Consider the following 15,444-nt stretch of genomic DNA (forward strand, 5'->3'; position numbering starts at 1 on the left):
AAATACTAGAGATAGATCACACTTTTGTCCAGAGCAAAAAGCCATCAATTTCATGGCTTTAGCGACAATATCCCGACAACTGCGTCGGGATATTGTCATTATGACAAGTTATGAAAATTTATACGCTTTTCTATCAACTTTTATGTCAATAAGTGCTTATTTTCTCAGCGCATTTAGCTTAGCTTGTGCCAAGCCAAAGATGGTGTCGATAGGGTAAGTTCCCTCGTCAGTCGCTTCACCAGCATCTTTGCCAGTAAACAGCTCAACCGCTTCGGTTACGTGGTCAATAGCCCAAATGTGGAAATCTCCCTTCTCTACCGCTTTGACAATGTCAGGGCGAAGCATCAGGTTATGTACATTTGAACGCGGGATGATCACCCCTTGTCCAGCATGACGACCTTTGATTTCGCACACATCGTAGAAGCCTTCGATCTTCTCGTTTACACCCCCAATAGGCTGTGCTTCACCGAATTGGTTCATCGAACCAGTAATCGCAATATCCTGACGGTTTGGCTGTTTCGAGAACGCCGACACGACTGCACAGAACTCGGCCATACTTGCACTGTCACCATCTACACCACCGTACGATTGCTCAAAGGTAATCGTGGTTGTCAGTGGAACGCGTGCTGTCTTACCAAACACAGACGACAAGTAAGCAGACAGAATCATCACACCTTTCGAGTGAATGCTACCGCCAAGATCAACACTTCTTTCGATATCAATCACTTCACCATCACCGTAACACGTGGTTGCCGTAATGCGGTTCGGCGCGCCAAACATGTGGTCACTGGTGCTCAATACCGACAGTGCGTTGACCTGACCCACGGCAGAACCTTCGGTACGAATCAAGGTCGTGCCATTAACGAAGGTTTCCATCACGCTATCTTGCAAACGGCTGACTCGCATTTCTTGATTGCTCAGTGCCTCTTCCACGTGTCCGATACGGATCATGTTGGAATTCGCCTGGCGAGCCACGTAGTTAGACTCACGTAATAGGTTAGCGATGTTGGCAGAATGCAACGAAAGCTTGGTTTGGTCTCCAGACAAACGTGAACTGTACTCGATGATGCGCGCGATGGCTTTCTTATCGCAGTGCAGCATGTTGTTGTCGTTCACCACACTAGAAATAAAACGTGCGTATTGCAGTTCTGAATCCGGTGTACGCTTCATTTCGTCTTCGAAATCCGCCGTCACACGGAACAGTTCTCCAAACTCCGGATCGTAGTGTTGCAGCAGTTGGTAAGTACGGTAATCACCAAACAAGATGATTTTGATATCCAATGGAATCGGTTCAGGATCAAGAGAAACCGCGCCAGTCAATGTCACTTCTTTTTCTAAAGAAGTAAAACTCAGCTGACGAGAACGTAATGCACGCTTCAATCCATCCCACACATAAGGTTGCTCAAGCACCTTTTGTGCATCCATCAACAACACGCCTCCGTTCGCTTTATGCAAACTACCCGCTCTAATCAAAGAGAAATCGGTAAACACTGTGCCTTTGAACGTCGCCGTTTCAATTGAACCAAATAGCGAGTGGTAGTTCGGATTCTCTTCCACCACGATTGGGAACTCGCAATCTTTACGACTAACCAGTACGTTGACTTTGTAACGACGTGGAAGCTTCTTATCTAAGGAAGCGGTAGCAATCTCACCTTGTTCACCACTCTGCTCTAGGAAGATGTCGGCATTTTCGACAATATCTTTTTGCAGATCAGTGAGGTAGGTTTTGATTTCCGAATACTCAGCGTAATCCACTTTCAACTGCTTGATGAAGTGGGTAATCACATCCAGCGTTACGTCGTCATTAAGCTTTTTGATCTTCTCGCTAAATGAGTCTTCCCACTCAGTGAGCTCGCGAACCATGTTACGCAAACTGACTTCTAGCTCATCGATACTGCTACCAAAGTATTCTTGCTCTTTCTTGCTGAGCGCTTCGAAAGACTCTTCGGTATGCAGCTCCTCACCGTCCATCGCAACAAACTGATAATCACCTTGCGCCGTGATCGTTAGGCTGATGCCTTTCTCTTTTGCTTCCTTACTGATGCTGTCCAACTCGTGTTGCTGTTTATTCGCAAGTTGGTTTTTTAAGCGATCAGCTCGGCTGTAGTACATCTCATTGTCGAACGCGAGAGGTAAAGCATTGAGCAATTTACCCATCAGCTTTTCGATGTCTACTTTTAGCTTGCTACCAATTCCGCAAGGGAGCTTTAGGACTTTTGGTATACGCGTGTCTTCAAAGTTCGCGACATAACACCAATCAAACAGTGCCGCAGCATCATGTTGATGGCGGTTTAAATAGCGCAAAATCATGGTGCGCTTGCCTAGGCCGTTCTGACCAATGGCGTAGATGTTGTACCCTTTCTCCTTGATTGACATGGCGAACTCGACCGCTTTCTGTGCGCGCTCTTGCCCTACAATTTCGTCAATCGGAGGTAATTCCTTGGTCGACTTACATGGCATATTCTCTAGATCAGCTACAGAATACAGCTGTTTAGGTTCCAATCTTTGTACTGCCATACTCGCCTCCTTTTCTTATTGTCGTTACCTCAGTGTAGAGATTATTTGTTTAAATTTAAGTGATTTATCTTCCACCCCGGTTCGTTTGGACATTTTACGAACAGCTGTACGCCTTTTAAAATGATAAAAAGTCGCACTTGCAATTGATAATTAATTTCATTTAATATCTGTTCAAATCGAATTTTGTGGAGATGAAGATGAATATTGAGCAATGCTGGATGCGCTATTTAAAAGCAGAGCAGCTGATGGAACAAGGCCATTGGCCAGAAGCTCATCGCTTGTACGAAGACGTGCTCAGCCACCTGCCAAACCACATTCACTCCGCACTTGAAAACGAACAAACCAAGCCGTGTCAGTTTGTGTGTTTAATTAGTGGGTTGCGTGATGCGAGCGTTGCGCAATCAGAAATTCTCAACAAACTCGGTATGCAGCAAGAAGCGTTCGCGGCGCTTAACCAGTCTTACGCTCTGTTCCAGTTCTTACAGCTCGAAAGCCACGATTTAATCGGCCGCGTTAGCCAAATGCTAAGCAAACAGAGTGAAGATTTATTGGCTCATATGGCAGCATTTTGCTCTGCCCAACGTAACGCTCAATGGATGATAGAGCTCGATCACGTCACCCGAGCTCATGAACAGTTCTTGTATCTACAAGCCATGAGTTCTGCAGAAGCTGGCGCGTCTCAACTCTACAATTAGCCCTCTTCATCAGAAGCTGCCACGGTAAGGCACAACAAATAACAGTAATAACAACTCGATACACAAGGAAACGTGATGTCCACACAAACCATTCTTTCGGTGAACAACCTGTCTGTCAGCTTTACGACAAACGATGGTATCGTCGATGCAGTAAAGAAGGTTAGCTTTGATCTTAAAGCTGGTGAAACGCTGTCTATCGTAGGCGAATCTGGCTCTGGTAAATCTGTCTCAACCAATGCGTTGATGAGATTGCTGCCAGATAATGCCATCTTGCACGCCGACTCCTCTATTGTCTTTGAAGGCGAATCAATCCTAGAGAAAACCGAACGCCAAATGCAAAGCATCCGTGGCGATCGCATTGGTATGATTTTCCAAGAGCCAATGACTTCTCTTAACCCATACATGCGTGTTGGTATTCAAGTGGCGGAAGCCATTATGTGTCATCGCCCAGTGAGTAAGAAACAAGCCAAAGACAAGGTGCTTGAGCTGTTTGACTTAGTACACCTACCAAATCCTCAACAAGCTTACACAAAGTATCCGCACGAATTCTCCGGTGGTCAGTTGCAGCGCATCATGATTGCCATGGCTTTGATCAACGAGCCAGACATTCTGATTGCCGACGAGCCAACCACGGCGCTTGACGTTACCGTTCAGGCAGAAGTGCTTTATCTGATCAAAGAGATCCAAGCCAAGATGGGCATGGCGATCTTGTTCATCACTCACGACTTAGGCGTAGTGAAACACTTTGCTGACCGAGTATTGGTGATGTGTAAAGGTGAAGTCGTCGAAGAAGGCATCACAGAAGCACTCTTCTCCGAACCGCAGCATGATTACACCAAGATGCTGATTAACTCGATTCCTAAAGGCAGCAAAGACCCGATTGAAGAAAACGCCGCTGAACTTCTTAAAGCCGATGATATCCGCGTTAAGTTTCTTGTTAAGCCGCACTTCATCGCCAGCAAGAACGAGTATTTTGAGGCAGTTAAAGGCATCTCACTAGAGTTAAAGCAAGGCGAAACGCTTGGTATTGTTGGTGAATCAGGCTCTGGTAAATCAACACTAGGACGAGCTTTGATTGGTTTGCTGCCATCAAGTGGCAAGATTCAATTCAAAGGGCAAGAACTTTCCCTACTCTCTACCAAACAGCGTTTTGAGTTAAAGAAAGATGTCCAGATGGTGTTCCAAGACCCTTACGGCTCCCTTTCTCCTCGCATGACGGTCGGTGACATCATCACTGAAGGACTCACTGTGCATCAACCTCAAATGAATAAAGCAGAACGAATGCAAAAGGCACGTGATGTTCTGCGAGAGGTACGCTTAGATCCAGCATCTATCAACCGTTACCCGCACGAGTTTTCTGGTGGTCAGCGTCAACGTATCGCTATTGCGCGTGCGTTAATTCTTGAGCCTTCTTTCATTTTGCTTGATGAGCCAACCTCGGCTCTCGACCGTTCGGTTCAGTTGACCGTCATTGATCTTCTAAAAGATCTGCAGAAGAAACACAACATCGGCTTCTTATTTATTAGCCACGATCTCTCCGTAGTCAAAGCACTGTCGGACCGTGTTCTGGTGATGCAAAAGGGGGAAGTCATGGAGCAAGGGACGGCAGAAGAAATCTTCCATAATCCGAAAAGCGCTTACACAAGAAAGCTGATTGATGCCTCATTTGACCTTGAAAACAATGAAAATCAAGATGATGCAGCCTAGATTCATCACAGTTTCATATTCTTAAACTAGGATTAAAGTATGGTGAATTTTTCGCCATAACTACGAAAAATGGTATAGCTGCCATTCGGTTTGGCCGCCGAGACTGGTTGGTTCAAAGTTAGGCTTAGTCACCCTAACTAACACATTGAGTTCCCCCAACCATGAAAAATGCCGCGATGGATGTCGCGGCATTTTTTATTATGTTGAGCCTGCGCTTGGTATTAAATATCGAGCGTTTCGATACCCATGTTATGTAATGCAAACGCGTAAACGTCGGTAGTCAGGTCGATTTGTTTGCTCAGCGGCATCCCCGCGCCATGGCCAGCATTCACATCGATACGAATCAGTACCGGGTTGTCTCCTTGGTGCTTCTCTTGCAGCTCTGCAATGAACTTATATGAGTGCGCAGGGACAACACGGTCGTCGTGGTCTGCGGTCGTGACAAGTGTAGCCGGGTATGAGACACCCTCTTTGACGCTGTGCACTGGTGAATAACCAAGTAGATATTGGAACATCGCCTCGGTTTGCTCTGACGTACCGTAGTCGTACTTCCAGCCCTCTCCAGAGGTAAAGGTGTGGTAGCGAAGCATGTCTAATACACCAACCGCAGGAATCGCCACTTTAAACAGCTCTGGACGCTGAGTCATACACGCACCAACCAACAAACCACCGTTTGAGCCACCACGAATAGCGAGGCGCTCTGAGCTGGTGTAGTCGTGCTCAATCAAGTATTCCGCCGCGGCAATGAAGTCATCAAACACGTTTTGCTTTTGTTGCTGAGTACCTGCATTGTGCCAAGCCTTACCATATTCGCCGCCGCCACGCATATTTGCCACCGCGTAGATACCACCAAGTTCTAACCAGTTCGCGACATTTCCTGAGAACATCGGCGTCAAACTGATATTAAAGCCACCATAACCATACAGCATGGTTGGTGCTGTACCATCGAGCTTGGTACCTTTCTTATACGAGATGATCATCGGCACTTTCGTTCCGTCTTTTGAGGTGTAGAACACTTGTTGAGACTCGTATTCTTTACGGTCGAACGGGGCTTTCGATTCTTGGTAGAGTGCAGACTCACCACTTTCTACATCAAAAGAGAAGATGGTCGGAGGGGTCACATAGTTAGTAAAGGTGTAGTAAAGCGTCTTATCTTCTGCTTTGCCCTGTAAGCCATATACGGTGCCTTGATCAGGCAGAGTAACCTCACGCACTAACTCGCCTTGGTAAGTAAACTGCTGAACCTTAGAGAGAACATCAACCATGTAAGTCGCAAACAAGTAGCCACCACCTTTGCTTATATCCAGTGGTTGTTCCTGCTCGGCAATGATCTCTGTCCATTGCTGGGTTTGAGTGTTGTAGCCAACCACTTTGCCGTTAGGCGCATCTAGGTTGGTATAGAAGATTAAGGTGTCATCTTGGTTATCAATCAGATGTGTATCACCATCGGTTGTATCTCGAAGCGTGATTACGTCTTGCTCTTCTGAAGCTAGATCGACATAGAACAGCCTGTTACCCGATGTCGACTCTGCGCCTGTAATAATAAGGAAGCGGTCATCTTTGGTTGTCACTCCCCCTACATAACGATGCTTCTGCGCGTCCAACGCACCAAAGACAACTTTGTCTTGAGATTGTGGTGTGCCTAACTCATGGTAGTAAAGCTTGTGCTGCTCAGTACGCGCCGAAAGCTCACTGCCCTTAGGTTTGTCATAACTCGCGTAGTAAAAGCCCTTGCTACCAAGCCAAGAAATTGTGGTGAACTTAGCGTCGACAATTTCAGGCTCAAGCTGTTCTTTGGTTTCTACATTAATGACGAAGATCTTGCGCCAGTCGCTGCCGCCCTCAGAAATGGAATACGCGACAAGAGAATCGTCTTTAGAGAACTTCACTTCACCAAGTGATGTTGTTCCTTCTTCTGAAAAGGTATTCGGGTCTAAGAAGATTTCCGCTTCCTCATCCCCTTTTCGGCGGTATAAAACGCTCTGGTTCTGCAAGCCATCGTTTTTGTAGAAGTAAGTGTATTCACCATGAACAAATGGTTGAGAGTACTTTTCGTAGTTTTGGCTATTCGCCACTAAATCGCGGATTTGTTGGCGGAAAGGAATCTGACCTAAGTAATCAAAGGTCACTGAGTTTTGTCCTGAAACCCACTCTGCGGTTTCTTGGCTGAGATCGTCCTCTAACCAGCGGTATGGGTCTGCGATGTCGTGACCAAAATAAGTGTCGACGACGGAATCTTTACGAGTTTTTGGGTAATGCATAACGTCCGTGTTACTCCGTTTGAAGTTAAGTGTTTTGTTTTATTATTTTGTTGAGATTTATTCTCAATACCTACCTTAGGGTTCAAACACCGAATTTCAACCAATAGATTGAAACATTTCTTATATTTATGAACCAACTAAAAGTAATGCGAGATAGTGAGGTATCGCTCTCGGATGTGTTCGATCAAAAGCTTTACTTTATTCGGCGGCTGACGAGTAAAAGGGTAAACCGCATAGATGCCAAGCTTTTTACCAACTAACTCAGGGAAAATATCCACCAGCTCACCACTACGAATATCGTGATAGACCAAACAACGCGGTACGTAGGCGATACCATGCCCACCCAAAGCTGCCTTGCGTAAGGCCGTAGCGTTATCTGTCGAGAAACAACCCGAGACTCTGACGATGTAATCGCCATCTTTGCCTTTAAACTGCCAGTCGGTCGCCCCAGTAGTTTGATAAGCGTATTGCAAACAGTTGTGTGTGGTTAAGTCGATAGGCTCAATTGGTTTGCCATTCTTGGCTATGTAAGAAGGCGAGGCGCAAACCACCCATTGTGAATCGAGAATATGACGGGCAATCAGGCTGGAATCTTCTAGATAACCAGTTCGAATCACCAAGTCAAAGCCACCAGCAACCAAATCAACAAAGCGATTATCAAGCGACATATCGACGGTGAGGCCTGGGTGCATATTACAAAACTCGGCTACGGCGTCCGCCAGAATCAAATCACCCGAGATAGTCGGCACCGACATTTTGATATGACCGCTGACATTCTCACCAAAGCCTGAAACTGCATCCATAGCCTCCTGAGTGGCTTGCTTCACATTTTTAGCACTGTGTAACAAAACCTTTCCCGCTTCGGTCAGGGTCAATTTACGCGTTGTTCGATATAATAGCTGAGCACCGATTTCTTCCTCTAGCCGAGCTATTCTCTTACTAACTACCGAATTTGTAAGGTTATTTTCTTCCGCCACCTTACTAAAGCTACCCATTTCTACTACCTGTGAGAACAGGATTAGGTCATCTGCACGCATCGATTATGTCACTTTTGGAATAAATTAATTTCATTATTTCCCTATATCTATAAAAAATAAAGGGGTAAATTCACGCCAAATTAACAAAACCATTACAACAAAAATCATCTCTACAGCATAAAGCCGTTCGAGAAGTCAGCGTACGAGGATGTACCAATGAGTGAAACCCTACTTGCCCTTGTGGCGTTTTCGCCAATTGTTGTCGCCGCCATATTATTGGTTGGTCTCAACTGGCCTGCTAAAAAAGCCATGCCTGTTGCGTTCGGTCTAACCGTCGCTATCGCCCTAATGTTTTGGGATATGTCAGCTACTCGCGTACTGGCGTCTGTCTTCCAAGGATTAGGTATTACTGTCTCTGTTCTTTGGATCGTGTTTGGTGCCATCTTCTTGCTTAACACTTTAAAACACACTGGCGCGATCACCACTATTCGCAATGGGTTTACTGATATTTCAGCCGACCGTCGCGTTCAAGCCATCATCATCGCTTGGTGTTTCGGCTCGTTCATTGAGGGCGCCTCTGGCTTCGGTACACCTGCTGCTATCGCCGCTCCTCTATTGGTAGCCATTGGCTTCCCTGCACTTGCAGCGGTACTGATGGGTATGATGATCCAATCTACGCCAGTATCTTTCGGTGCGGTTGGGACACCAATCATCGTAGGTGTGAACAAAGGTTTAGACACGCACAACATCGGTGAAGCACTGGTTGCTCATGGCTCAACATGGGACGCGTACCTACAGCAAATCACCGCAAGCGTAGCAATGATTCACGCAACGGTTGGTACTCTCATTCCGGTACTCATGGCAATGATGCTGACGCGCTTCTTCGGTAAGAATAAGAGCTGGAGCGAAGGGCTAGACATCCTACCTTTCGCGCTATTCGCAGGTGTTGCCTTCACTGTGCCTTATGCACTAACAGGCGTATTCCTAGGTGCTGAGTTCCCGTCATTAATCGGTGGTCTAGTCGGTCTGGCGATTGTAGTTACTGCGGCGAAGAAAGGTTTCCTCGTTCCAAAAACCAAATGGGACTTCGAGAGCGAAGATAAGTGGCCAGCAGAATGGCTAGGTTCTCTAAAGATCAATCTTGATGACAACCCAGGCAAACCAATGAGCCTAACCAAAGCTTGGGCACCATACGTGATGCTAGCAGTTATCCTAGTAGCAAGCCGCGTAAGCCCTGAGTTCAAAGGTCTACTTAAGAGCGTAAGCCTATCGTTTGGTAATATTCTTGGTGAAACCGGTATCAGCACAGCGATTCAACCTCTTTACCTTCCGGGTGGCATCTTAGTCTTCGTTGCGTTACTTGCGGTTCTTCTACAAGGTGGCGGCGCTAAGTCACTTGGCAAAGCGTTTGGCGAATCAAGCAAGACACTAATCGGCGCAGGTTTCGTTCTTGTGTTCACCATCCCTATGGTTCGTATCTTTATTAACTCAGGTGTCAACGGCGCCGAGCTAGCAAGTATGCCTGTAACCACGGCAAACTTTGCAGCAGACCTCGTTGGCTCAGCATTCCCGGCGTTGAGTGCTACTGTTGGTGCCCTTGGTGCATTCATCGCCGGTTCTAATACCGTGTCGAACATGATGTTCAGCCAGTTCCAGTTCGAAGTAGCGCAGACACTGACCATCTCAAGTGCCATTGTGGTTGCTCTTCAAGCAGTTGGCGCTGCTGCCGGTAACATGATTGCCATCCACAACGTTGTGGCAGCCTCTGCAACGGTTGGCCTGCTAGGACGAGAAGGTGCAACGCTGCGCAAGACGGTTATCCCAACGTTCTACTACTTGGTGGTCACAGGCATCATAGGTCTGATTCTGATTTACGGATTCCAACTTACAGACGCCTTAATGAAGTAACACTTACGCAGGGTCTCCCCCGCCCTGCACTTTCTCTGGCACAGCGGTCAGCACTACTACCCCGACACTTTTGGTGTGGCTTGCTGCATCAATCCCCCGACCGATGTGCCAGTCTTTTTCAGTGCAGATAATTGATTGTTCCGTGTATGGAATGTCTCACAGCTCAATCACTTATCTATACTCTATTCTGATGTCGACTGCCGAAAGGATGGCAGTCAGTGAAACACTGACAGAGCAGGTGCTCATTGACTCAGGACGCAATCTTAGAATAACAGCCAGGACACACGAATATGATTATCTCTGCTTCTACAGATTACCGCGCTGCTGCGAAAGCCAAGCTGCCTCCATTCCTTTTCCATTACATTGATGGCGGTTCATACGACGAGCGCACATTAAAGCGCAACACCGATGACTTAGGTGACGTGGCACTACGCCAACGTGTTCTGCGTGACATGAGCGATCTAAGCCTAGAAACAGAAATCTTCGGTGAGAAGCTGGCAATGCCAATCGCTCTTGCGCCTGTTGGCCTGACCGGTATGTACGCGCGACGTGGTGAGGTTCAAGCAGCGAAAGCGGCAGAAAAGAAAGGCATTCCTTTCACCATGTCGACCGTATCTGTTTGTCCAATTGAAGAAGTGGCACCTGCGATTGAACGCCCAATGTGGTTCCAACTGTATGTTCTAAAAGATCGCGGCTTTATGAAGAACGTACTTGAGCGTGCCAAAGCCGCTGGCGTAACAACGCTGGTTTTCACAGTGGATATGCCAGTTCCAGGAGCGCGTTACCGTGACATGCACTCTGGTATGAGTGGCCCTAATGCCGCGATGCGCCGTGTATTCCAAGCGATGCGCCATCCAAGCTGGGCACTGGATGTCGGCGTATTAGGTAAACCTCACGATTTAGGTAATATATCTACTTACCGTGGCGAACCAACCAAGCTAGAAGACTACATTGGCTGGCTCGGTGCAAACTTCGACCCTTCAATCTCTTGGAAAGATCTAGAGTGGATTCGAGACTTTTGGGATGGCCCAATGGTCATCAAAGGCATTCTAGACGAAGAAGATGCAAAAGACGCGGTTCGCTTCGGTGCTGATGGTATTGTTGTATCTAACCACGGTGGTCGCCAACTTGATGGTGTGCTGTCAACAGCAAAAGCGCTGCCAAGCATTGCAGATGCCGTAAAAGGTGACCTGAAAATTTTCGTCGATTCAGGTATTCGTACTGGTTTGGATGTCGTTCGTATGCTGGCACTTGGCGCAGATTGTACGCTTCTGGGTCGCTCTTTTGTATACGCACTCGCGGCGCAAGGCGGTGCTGGCGTAGAGAACTTGCTTGACCTTTACGACAAGGAAATGCGCGTAGCAATGACGCTTACAGGAGCGAAAACCATCTCTGACTTATCGCGTGATTCTTTGGTGAAGATTCCTTAGGCAAATCGCTCTAAACCATGTTCATACAAAAAGTGACAGCCTATCGTGCTGTCACTTTTTCATTTCATCCGGCGTTACGCCATTCTTAACACAGGCTCGAACTCGGCTTGTTCCTCCGAAAGAAACAATCGAATCGCATGGCATTTCTCACCCATTAACCCAAATCGTTGTGGGCACGTTTCCGTATAAAAACCAAAGCAAGTTGCACCTGCGGCATCCGCTAAATGCAATGGTCCAGTATCACAACAAAGAAAGCCATCAAGATAGCGCAACGTCGCACCCAATTGACGCAGGTCCTTGCATGCCAAAGTGCGGGAGTCTTTTAATAGTGGCTGCTGGATATCTGGGCTTAATACCTCCACCCAATTCACACTTTGACCTTGCTTGCGTTCAAATTCGGCCAGAATGGTTAACCAAGCATGATCACTGAGTTTTTTCTTGCCTCGCGCACCACGGAAGAAAGCAAATGTTGGCTTGCCTTCTTCGTGTAATTTACGCGCTTGCTGAATACCAGAGGAAAGCTCTTTTGAATCAAACACAATATGATGGTCCAAGGTGTTATCAAGTTCATGTCCCATCGCTTCAAGGATAGAAAGTGGCTTGTAGGCACCGTGACGAAAAGGCGAATCGGCGACCGAGGAGTGAGTAAATACTCGCTCTGTTTTAACTTTCTTAAAAGCGATCTTGTTCTTCACCGGAATCACAGCGGAAAGAAAAGTGTCGCACGCGCCCGCAGTCGGTGCGAATAACAAGTCATATCTCTCTCGCTTTAACAAACGGATAGTCGCAAGCGCTTTATCTGGCGATTTGAATGACAAGTTGGAGTAATGAATCTGATTGATGCCAAGATTCTTGAAGACTTCACCTTGCCAAGGCGAATTCAACAATAGATCAACTTTCGCATTTGGGTATAAGCGCAGAACCTGATGAACAAACGGAAGCAGGAAGTACATATTTCCGATACGACTGTTGTTTCTCACGATCAAAATACGTTTCACCTGATCGTGCGGCATTGGTTCGTGAACAGTGAGAGAGTCGTCATTCAACCAACCTGCAAGTTTAGGCTCAAGTTGGTACGTCAAACGACGACGTTGTTTATCGAAATTACGGAGAAAAGTCTTCACAGCCATTCCTTTCATTCAAAGGGACATCATGGCTGCTAGTTTTATCAGTAGAGATGTGAATAAATTGTCTACGACAAAAAATACACGGATGGAATCGGTTAGTTCACCGTGTGTTCGTACTCAATCACAACTTGGTTGCCTTCAATGAAGACATTACGGATTTCACCATCTACAGTGATACGGTTTTGAAGGTACACGGAACCTGAAGAAGAAATATCGCGTTTGCTCATAGATGGAATCACTTGACCAGGGCGAACGTGCAATTGTTCGCAAAGTTGCTTCACGAAGCCAAGCGTTAGCGGAGCATTCCCACGTAACAAAGCAGAGAACTCATGCAAGCTCAAACCTAGGCGCTTTGCCATCTCCATTTGGGTGAGGTGCATTTTTGCTTTTTGCGACATCCAAATGTCGTAGAGCGCATTTCTATCTAGCTCTGTGAATTCCATGGTTTATCTCCGTATGTCAAAGTGACACTAAAGTCTCATATTTGAGCTTGATAAATGTTAGCGATGAGTCAAAGAACCTACAATTGATGGTTCGAATGATAGCGCTTATCTTTCAAAGTTCGAGTTTCATCACACCATGTAAGTGAACAGTACGAGCTTTACATTTCACCATACGTATCATCACCTTGTATTTACACATTAATCATTAACATCACTCTAAACACTCCTCTCCTTAACAGCAGTGATAAGAAGACAAGAACGGATTATTCGAATCACATCATTTTGCTAGGGCAGAAACTCAAACTCTGCTACCTTTCACTCATTGTTCCAAAAATGAAACTTTACTTATGCCACAGTGGTTTACAGAACTTCAAACTTACATCATGGCCCATCATCAAGACTGGAGCAGCAGCGTACTGTTCATTACGATTGCGAGCTTTTTTGCTTGGATTGCGTGGCGCGTATTGCATTCTCGATTAGCCATTTTGGTCGAGAAAACCCCCTTTCATTGGGATGACCTTTTATTAGAAGCACTCAAAACCCCCGTCAGCACCTTAATCTGGTGTTGGCCTGCGACGGTATCTTTAGGCATTGTTCTGCAAAGTGAGTTGGGGAACGAGTTCAACTGGCTCAGCACCCTTAAACTCATTCTTGTTATCAGCATCCTAGTTTGGATTGTGATGCGTCTTATCACCAACGTCGAAGACTACGTGCTGGAGCAAAAAACTCGTGACGAGACGACCGTACAAGCCGTCGCGAAAGTAGCTCGCCTGTTCTTTATCGTCATCGGTGTATTAACGGTTATGCAGGCATTTGGCCTCAGCCTTTCCGGTTTACTGACCTTTGGTGGTGTCGGTGGTTTGATTGTCGGTTTGGCAGCCAAGGATCTTCTATCAAACTTCTTTGGTGGTTTGATGATTTACTTCGATCGTCCGTTCAAAGTTGGCGATTGGATCCGCTCTCCAGACCGTCAAATAGAAGGAACGGTAGAACGTATTGGATGGCGTATGACCAGCATTCGTACCTTCGATAAGCGACCTATCTATGTGCCTAACTCAGTGTTCAGCAACATTGTGGTAGAAAACCCGTCTCGCATGTTGAACCGCCGAATCTTTGAGACAATTGGCCTGCGCTACGACGATGCAGACAAAGTACCAGTAATCATTGATGAAGTGCGCGAAATGTTGAAGAACCACAAGGACATCGATACGCGCCAGACACTTATCGTCAACTTCGATGCGTTTGGTGCATCTTCACTGAACTTCTTTATCTATACCTTCACCAAAACAGTGAACTGGGTTCGCTACCACGAAGTGAAGCAAGATGTGCTTTTGCAGGTCATGGCGATCATTAAGAAGCACGAAGCCGATATTGCGTTCCCTACGCAAACACTCAAGCTTGACCCGATTCAAATGGCGAAAGCTCAAGCGCAAGACGGCAGTGATTTCTAATTTCAAAATACCAAACACAAAGCCCGCTAAATCAGCGGGCTTTTTTTATGACTGGTCACTTTAACCCTTATTGCTGCGCTAGAATCATTCGGGCGTTAAGCGGTTGGATTGGACGGTTGTTTTGCCCCATCGCTTTCGCAAACTCTTTCACCTGCTCTGGGGAGATAGTTTGTGTCTCTTTAATCACCAACCAACGCACACCTTCAGAACACGGTGGCGTGGTTAGAGAGCCATTGAAGCGGTAGTAGTCTTTATCACTTGGAATAAGCGCGTCAGCATCAAATGGAACCTTGATGGCTACGTCCTGATCTTTAGTTGGGATGTTAGCCAGCAGCTTCGCTAGATCCGGGTTCGCGTCACCCAGTTTAAAGAACACCGCGACAACGGCCAGATGACCAACTTTGTCGGCATGTACAAAGTGCGCTTCTAGTGGGTATTCTTTACCATCTACATGGTTTTCAGATGGTGTATGGAAGTGGAACTGTTTTAACGTGAACTCTTTACCATCAATAGTGAGCGTGTTTTTGCCTTCTAGACTGGTCTGTAAAGTGTGGCCGTTATTCAGCAGTGAAATTGCCTTACCTTCGTAATCAAAATCCAGTTTTTCTAGCTTAGCTTCAGTCGCAGATTCAATATTGATTGGACTTTGGTTTTGACCTTTCGCACATTCAGAAGCGAACTCGCCCCAATTTGCCGGGCCGTGCTCACCCTCATAGCCCCAGTTTGCCGCGTTTGCTGAGCCTGCAAATACCAATGCTAAACCAAGTGCTGTCAGTGACTTTCTCATTTTCATTTCCTTTTGTATCTATGGTTAAGTAATGAACACTTTCTTATGCGTATGTTCACGCATGCAGTATTAACAAAGGAATGAAGAAAATGGATTAGCTCGCGCTATGCAATCTATGTTTACCTGCTAAATTTGGAAATG

General features: G+C 46.4%; 11 protein-coding genes. 5 read left to right on the forward strand and 6 right to left on the reverse strand.

Annotated elements, in window-relative coordinates; all coding sequences use genetic code 11:
- Positions 1-156 precede the first annotated feature (156 nt).
- The gene (locus tag ACLIIY_RS17595) at positions 157-2,517 is read right to left on the reverse strand and encodes a Lon protease family protein (protein ID WP_005439027.1); all 2,361 of its coding nucleotides are present in this window, start codon (positions 2,515-2,517) and stop codon (positions 157-159) included.
- Positions 2,518-2,714: 197 nt separating this feature from the next.
- Between ACLIIY_RS17595 and ACLIIY_RS17600 the strand changes: the two genes are divergently transcribed.
- Both ACLIIY_RS17600 and ACLIIY_RS17605 read left to right on the forward strand, forming a co-directional pair.
- Positions 2,715-3,212, forward strand: coding sequence for a hypothetical protein (locus ACLIIY_RS17600; protein ID WP_005439030.1), 498 nt, complete (start codon positions 2,715-2,717; stop codon positions 3,210-3,212).
- A gap of 75 nt (positions 3,213-3,287) precedes the next feature.
- Complete coding sequence (locus tag ACLIIY_RS17605) at positions 3,288-4,919, forward strand: ABC transporter ATP-binding protein (protein ID WP_434529009.1); 1,632 nt, start codon at positions 3,288-3,290, stop codon at positions 4,917-4,919.
- A gap of 221 nt (positions 4,920-5,140) precedes the next feature.
- Here ACLIIY_RS17605 and ACLIIY_RS17610 read toward each other — a convergent pair whose 3' ends face one another.
- Together ACLIIY_RS17610 and ACLIIY_RS17615 are read right to left on the reverse strand one after the other, a co-directional pair.
- Positions 5,141-7,180 carry a prolyl oligopeptidase family serine peptidase gene (locus tag ACLIIY_RS17610; RefSeq protein WP_434529010.1) on the reverse strand — a complete coding sequence of 680 codons (2,040 nt, stop codon included), beginning with the start codon at positions 7,178-7,180 and terminating at the stop codon, positions 5,141-5,143.
- Between the two features lie 137 nt (positions 7,181-7,317).
- On the reverse strand, positions 7,318-8,217 hold the full coding sequence (locus ACLIIY_RS17615) for a LysR family transcriptional regulator (RefSeq protein WP_005439033.1): 900 nt from the start codon (positions 8,215-8,217) through the stop codon (positions 7,318-7,320).
- A 156-nt stretch (positions 8,218-8,373) separates the two neighbouring features.
- On the opposite strand from ACLIIY_RS17615, the gene ACLIIY_RS17620 reads away from it, so the two are divergent.
- Entirely contained in the window at positions 8,374-10,065 is a 1,692-nt protein-coding gene (locus ACLIIY_RS17620) for an L-lactate permease (RefSeq protein ID WP_009704966.1), read from the forward strand.
- A gap of 290 nt (positions 10,066-10,355) precedes the next feature.
- Entirely contained in the window at positions 10,356-11,495 is a 1,140-nt protein-coding gene (gene lldD, locus ACLIIY_RS17625; protein WP_005439035.1) for an FMN-dependent L-lactate dehydrogenase LldD, read from the forward strand.
- 74 nt (positions 11,496-11,569) lie between these two features.
- Here the strand turns inward: lldD and ACLIIY_RS17630 are convergent, their stop codons facing one another.
- On the reverse strand, positions 11,570-12,625 hold the full coding sequence (locus tag ACLIIY_RS17630; RefSeq protein WP_434529011.1) for a glycosyltransferase family 9 protein: 1,056 nt from the start codon (positions 12,623-12,625) through the stop codon (positions 11,570-11,572).
- A gap of 92 nt (positions 12,626-12,717) precedes the next feature.
- On the reverse strand, positions 12,718-13,065 hold the full coding sequence (locus ACLIIY_RS17635; RefSeq protein WP_005439037.1) for a helix-turn-helix domain-containing protein: 348 nt from the start codon (positions 13,063-13,065) through the stop codon (positions 12,718-12,720).
- A 347-nt stretch (positions 13,066-13,412) separates the two neighbouring features.
- Between ACLIIY_RS17635 and ACLIIY_RS17640 the strand changes: the two genes are divergently transcribed.
- Entirely contained in the window at positions 13,413-14,516 is a 1,104-nt protein-coding gene (locus ACLIIY_RS17640; protein WP_039839999.1) for a mechanosensitive ion channel family protein, read from the forward strand.
- A gap of 67 nt (positions 14,517-14,583) precedes the next feature.
- On the opposite strand, the gene ACLIIY_RS17645 is transcribed toward ACLIIY_RS17640, so the two are convergent.
- Positions 14,584-15,303 carry a carbonic anhydrase gene (locus tag ACLIIY_RS17645; RefSeq protein ID WP_039988583.1) on the reverse strand — a complete coding sequence of 240 codons (720 nt, stop codon included), beginning with the start codon at positions 15,301-15,303 and terminating at the stop codon, positions 14,584-14,586.
- Positions 15,304-15,444 lie beyond the last annotated feature (141 nt).

Origin of the sequence: Vibrio sp. K4, assembly GCF_051122595.1 — a bacterium.
In the GTDB taxonomy this organism is placed as follows: domain Bacteria; phylum Pseudomonadota; class Gammaproteobacteria; order Enterobacterales; family Vibrionaceae; genus Vibrio; species Vibrio owensii.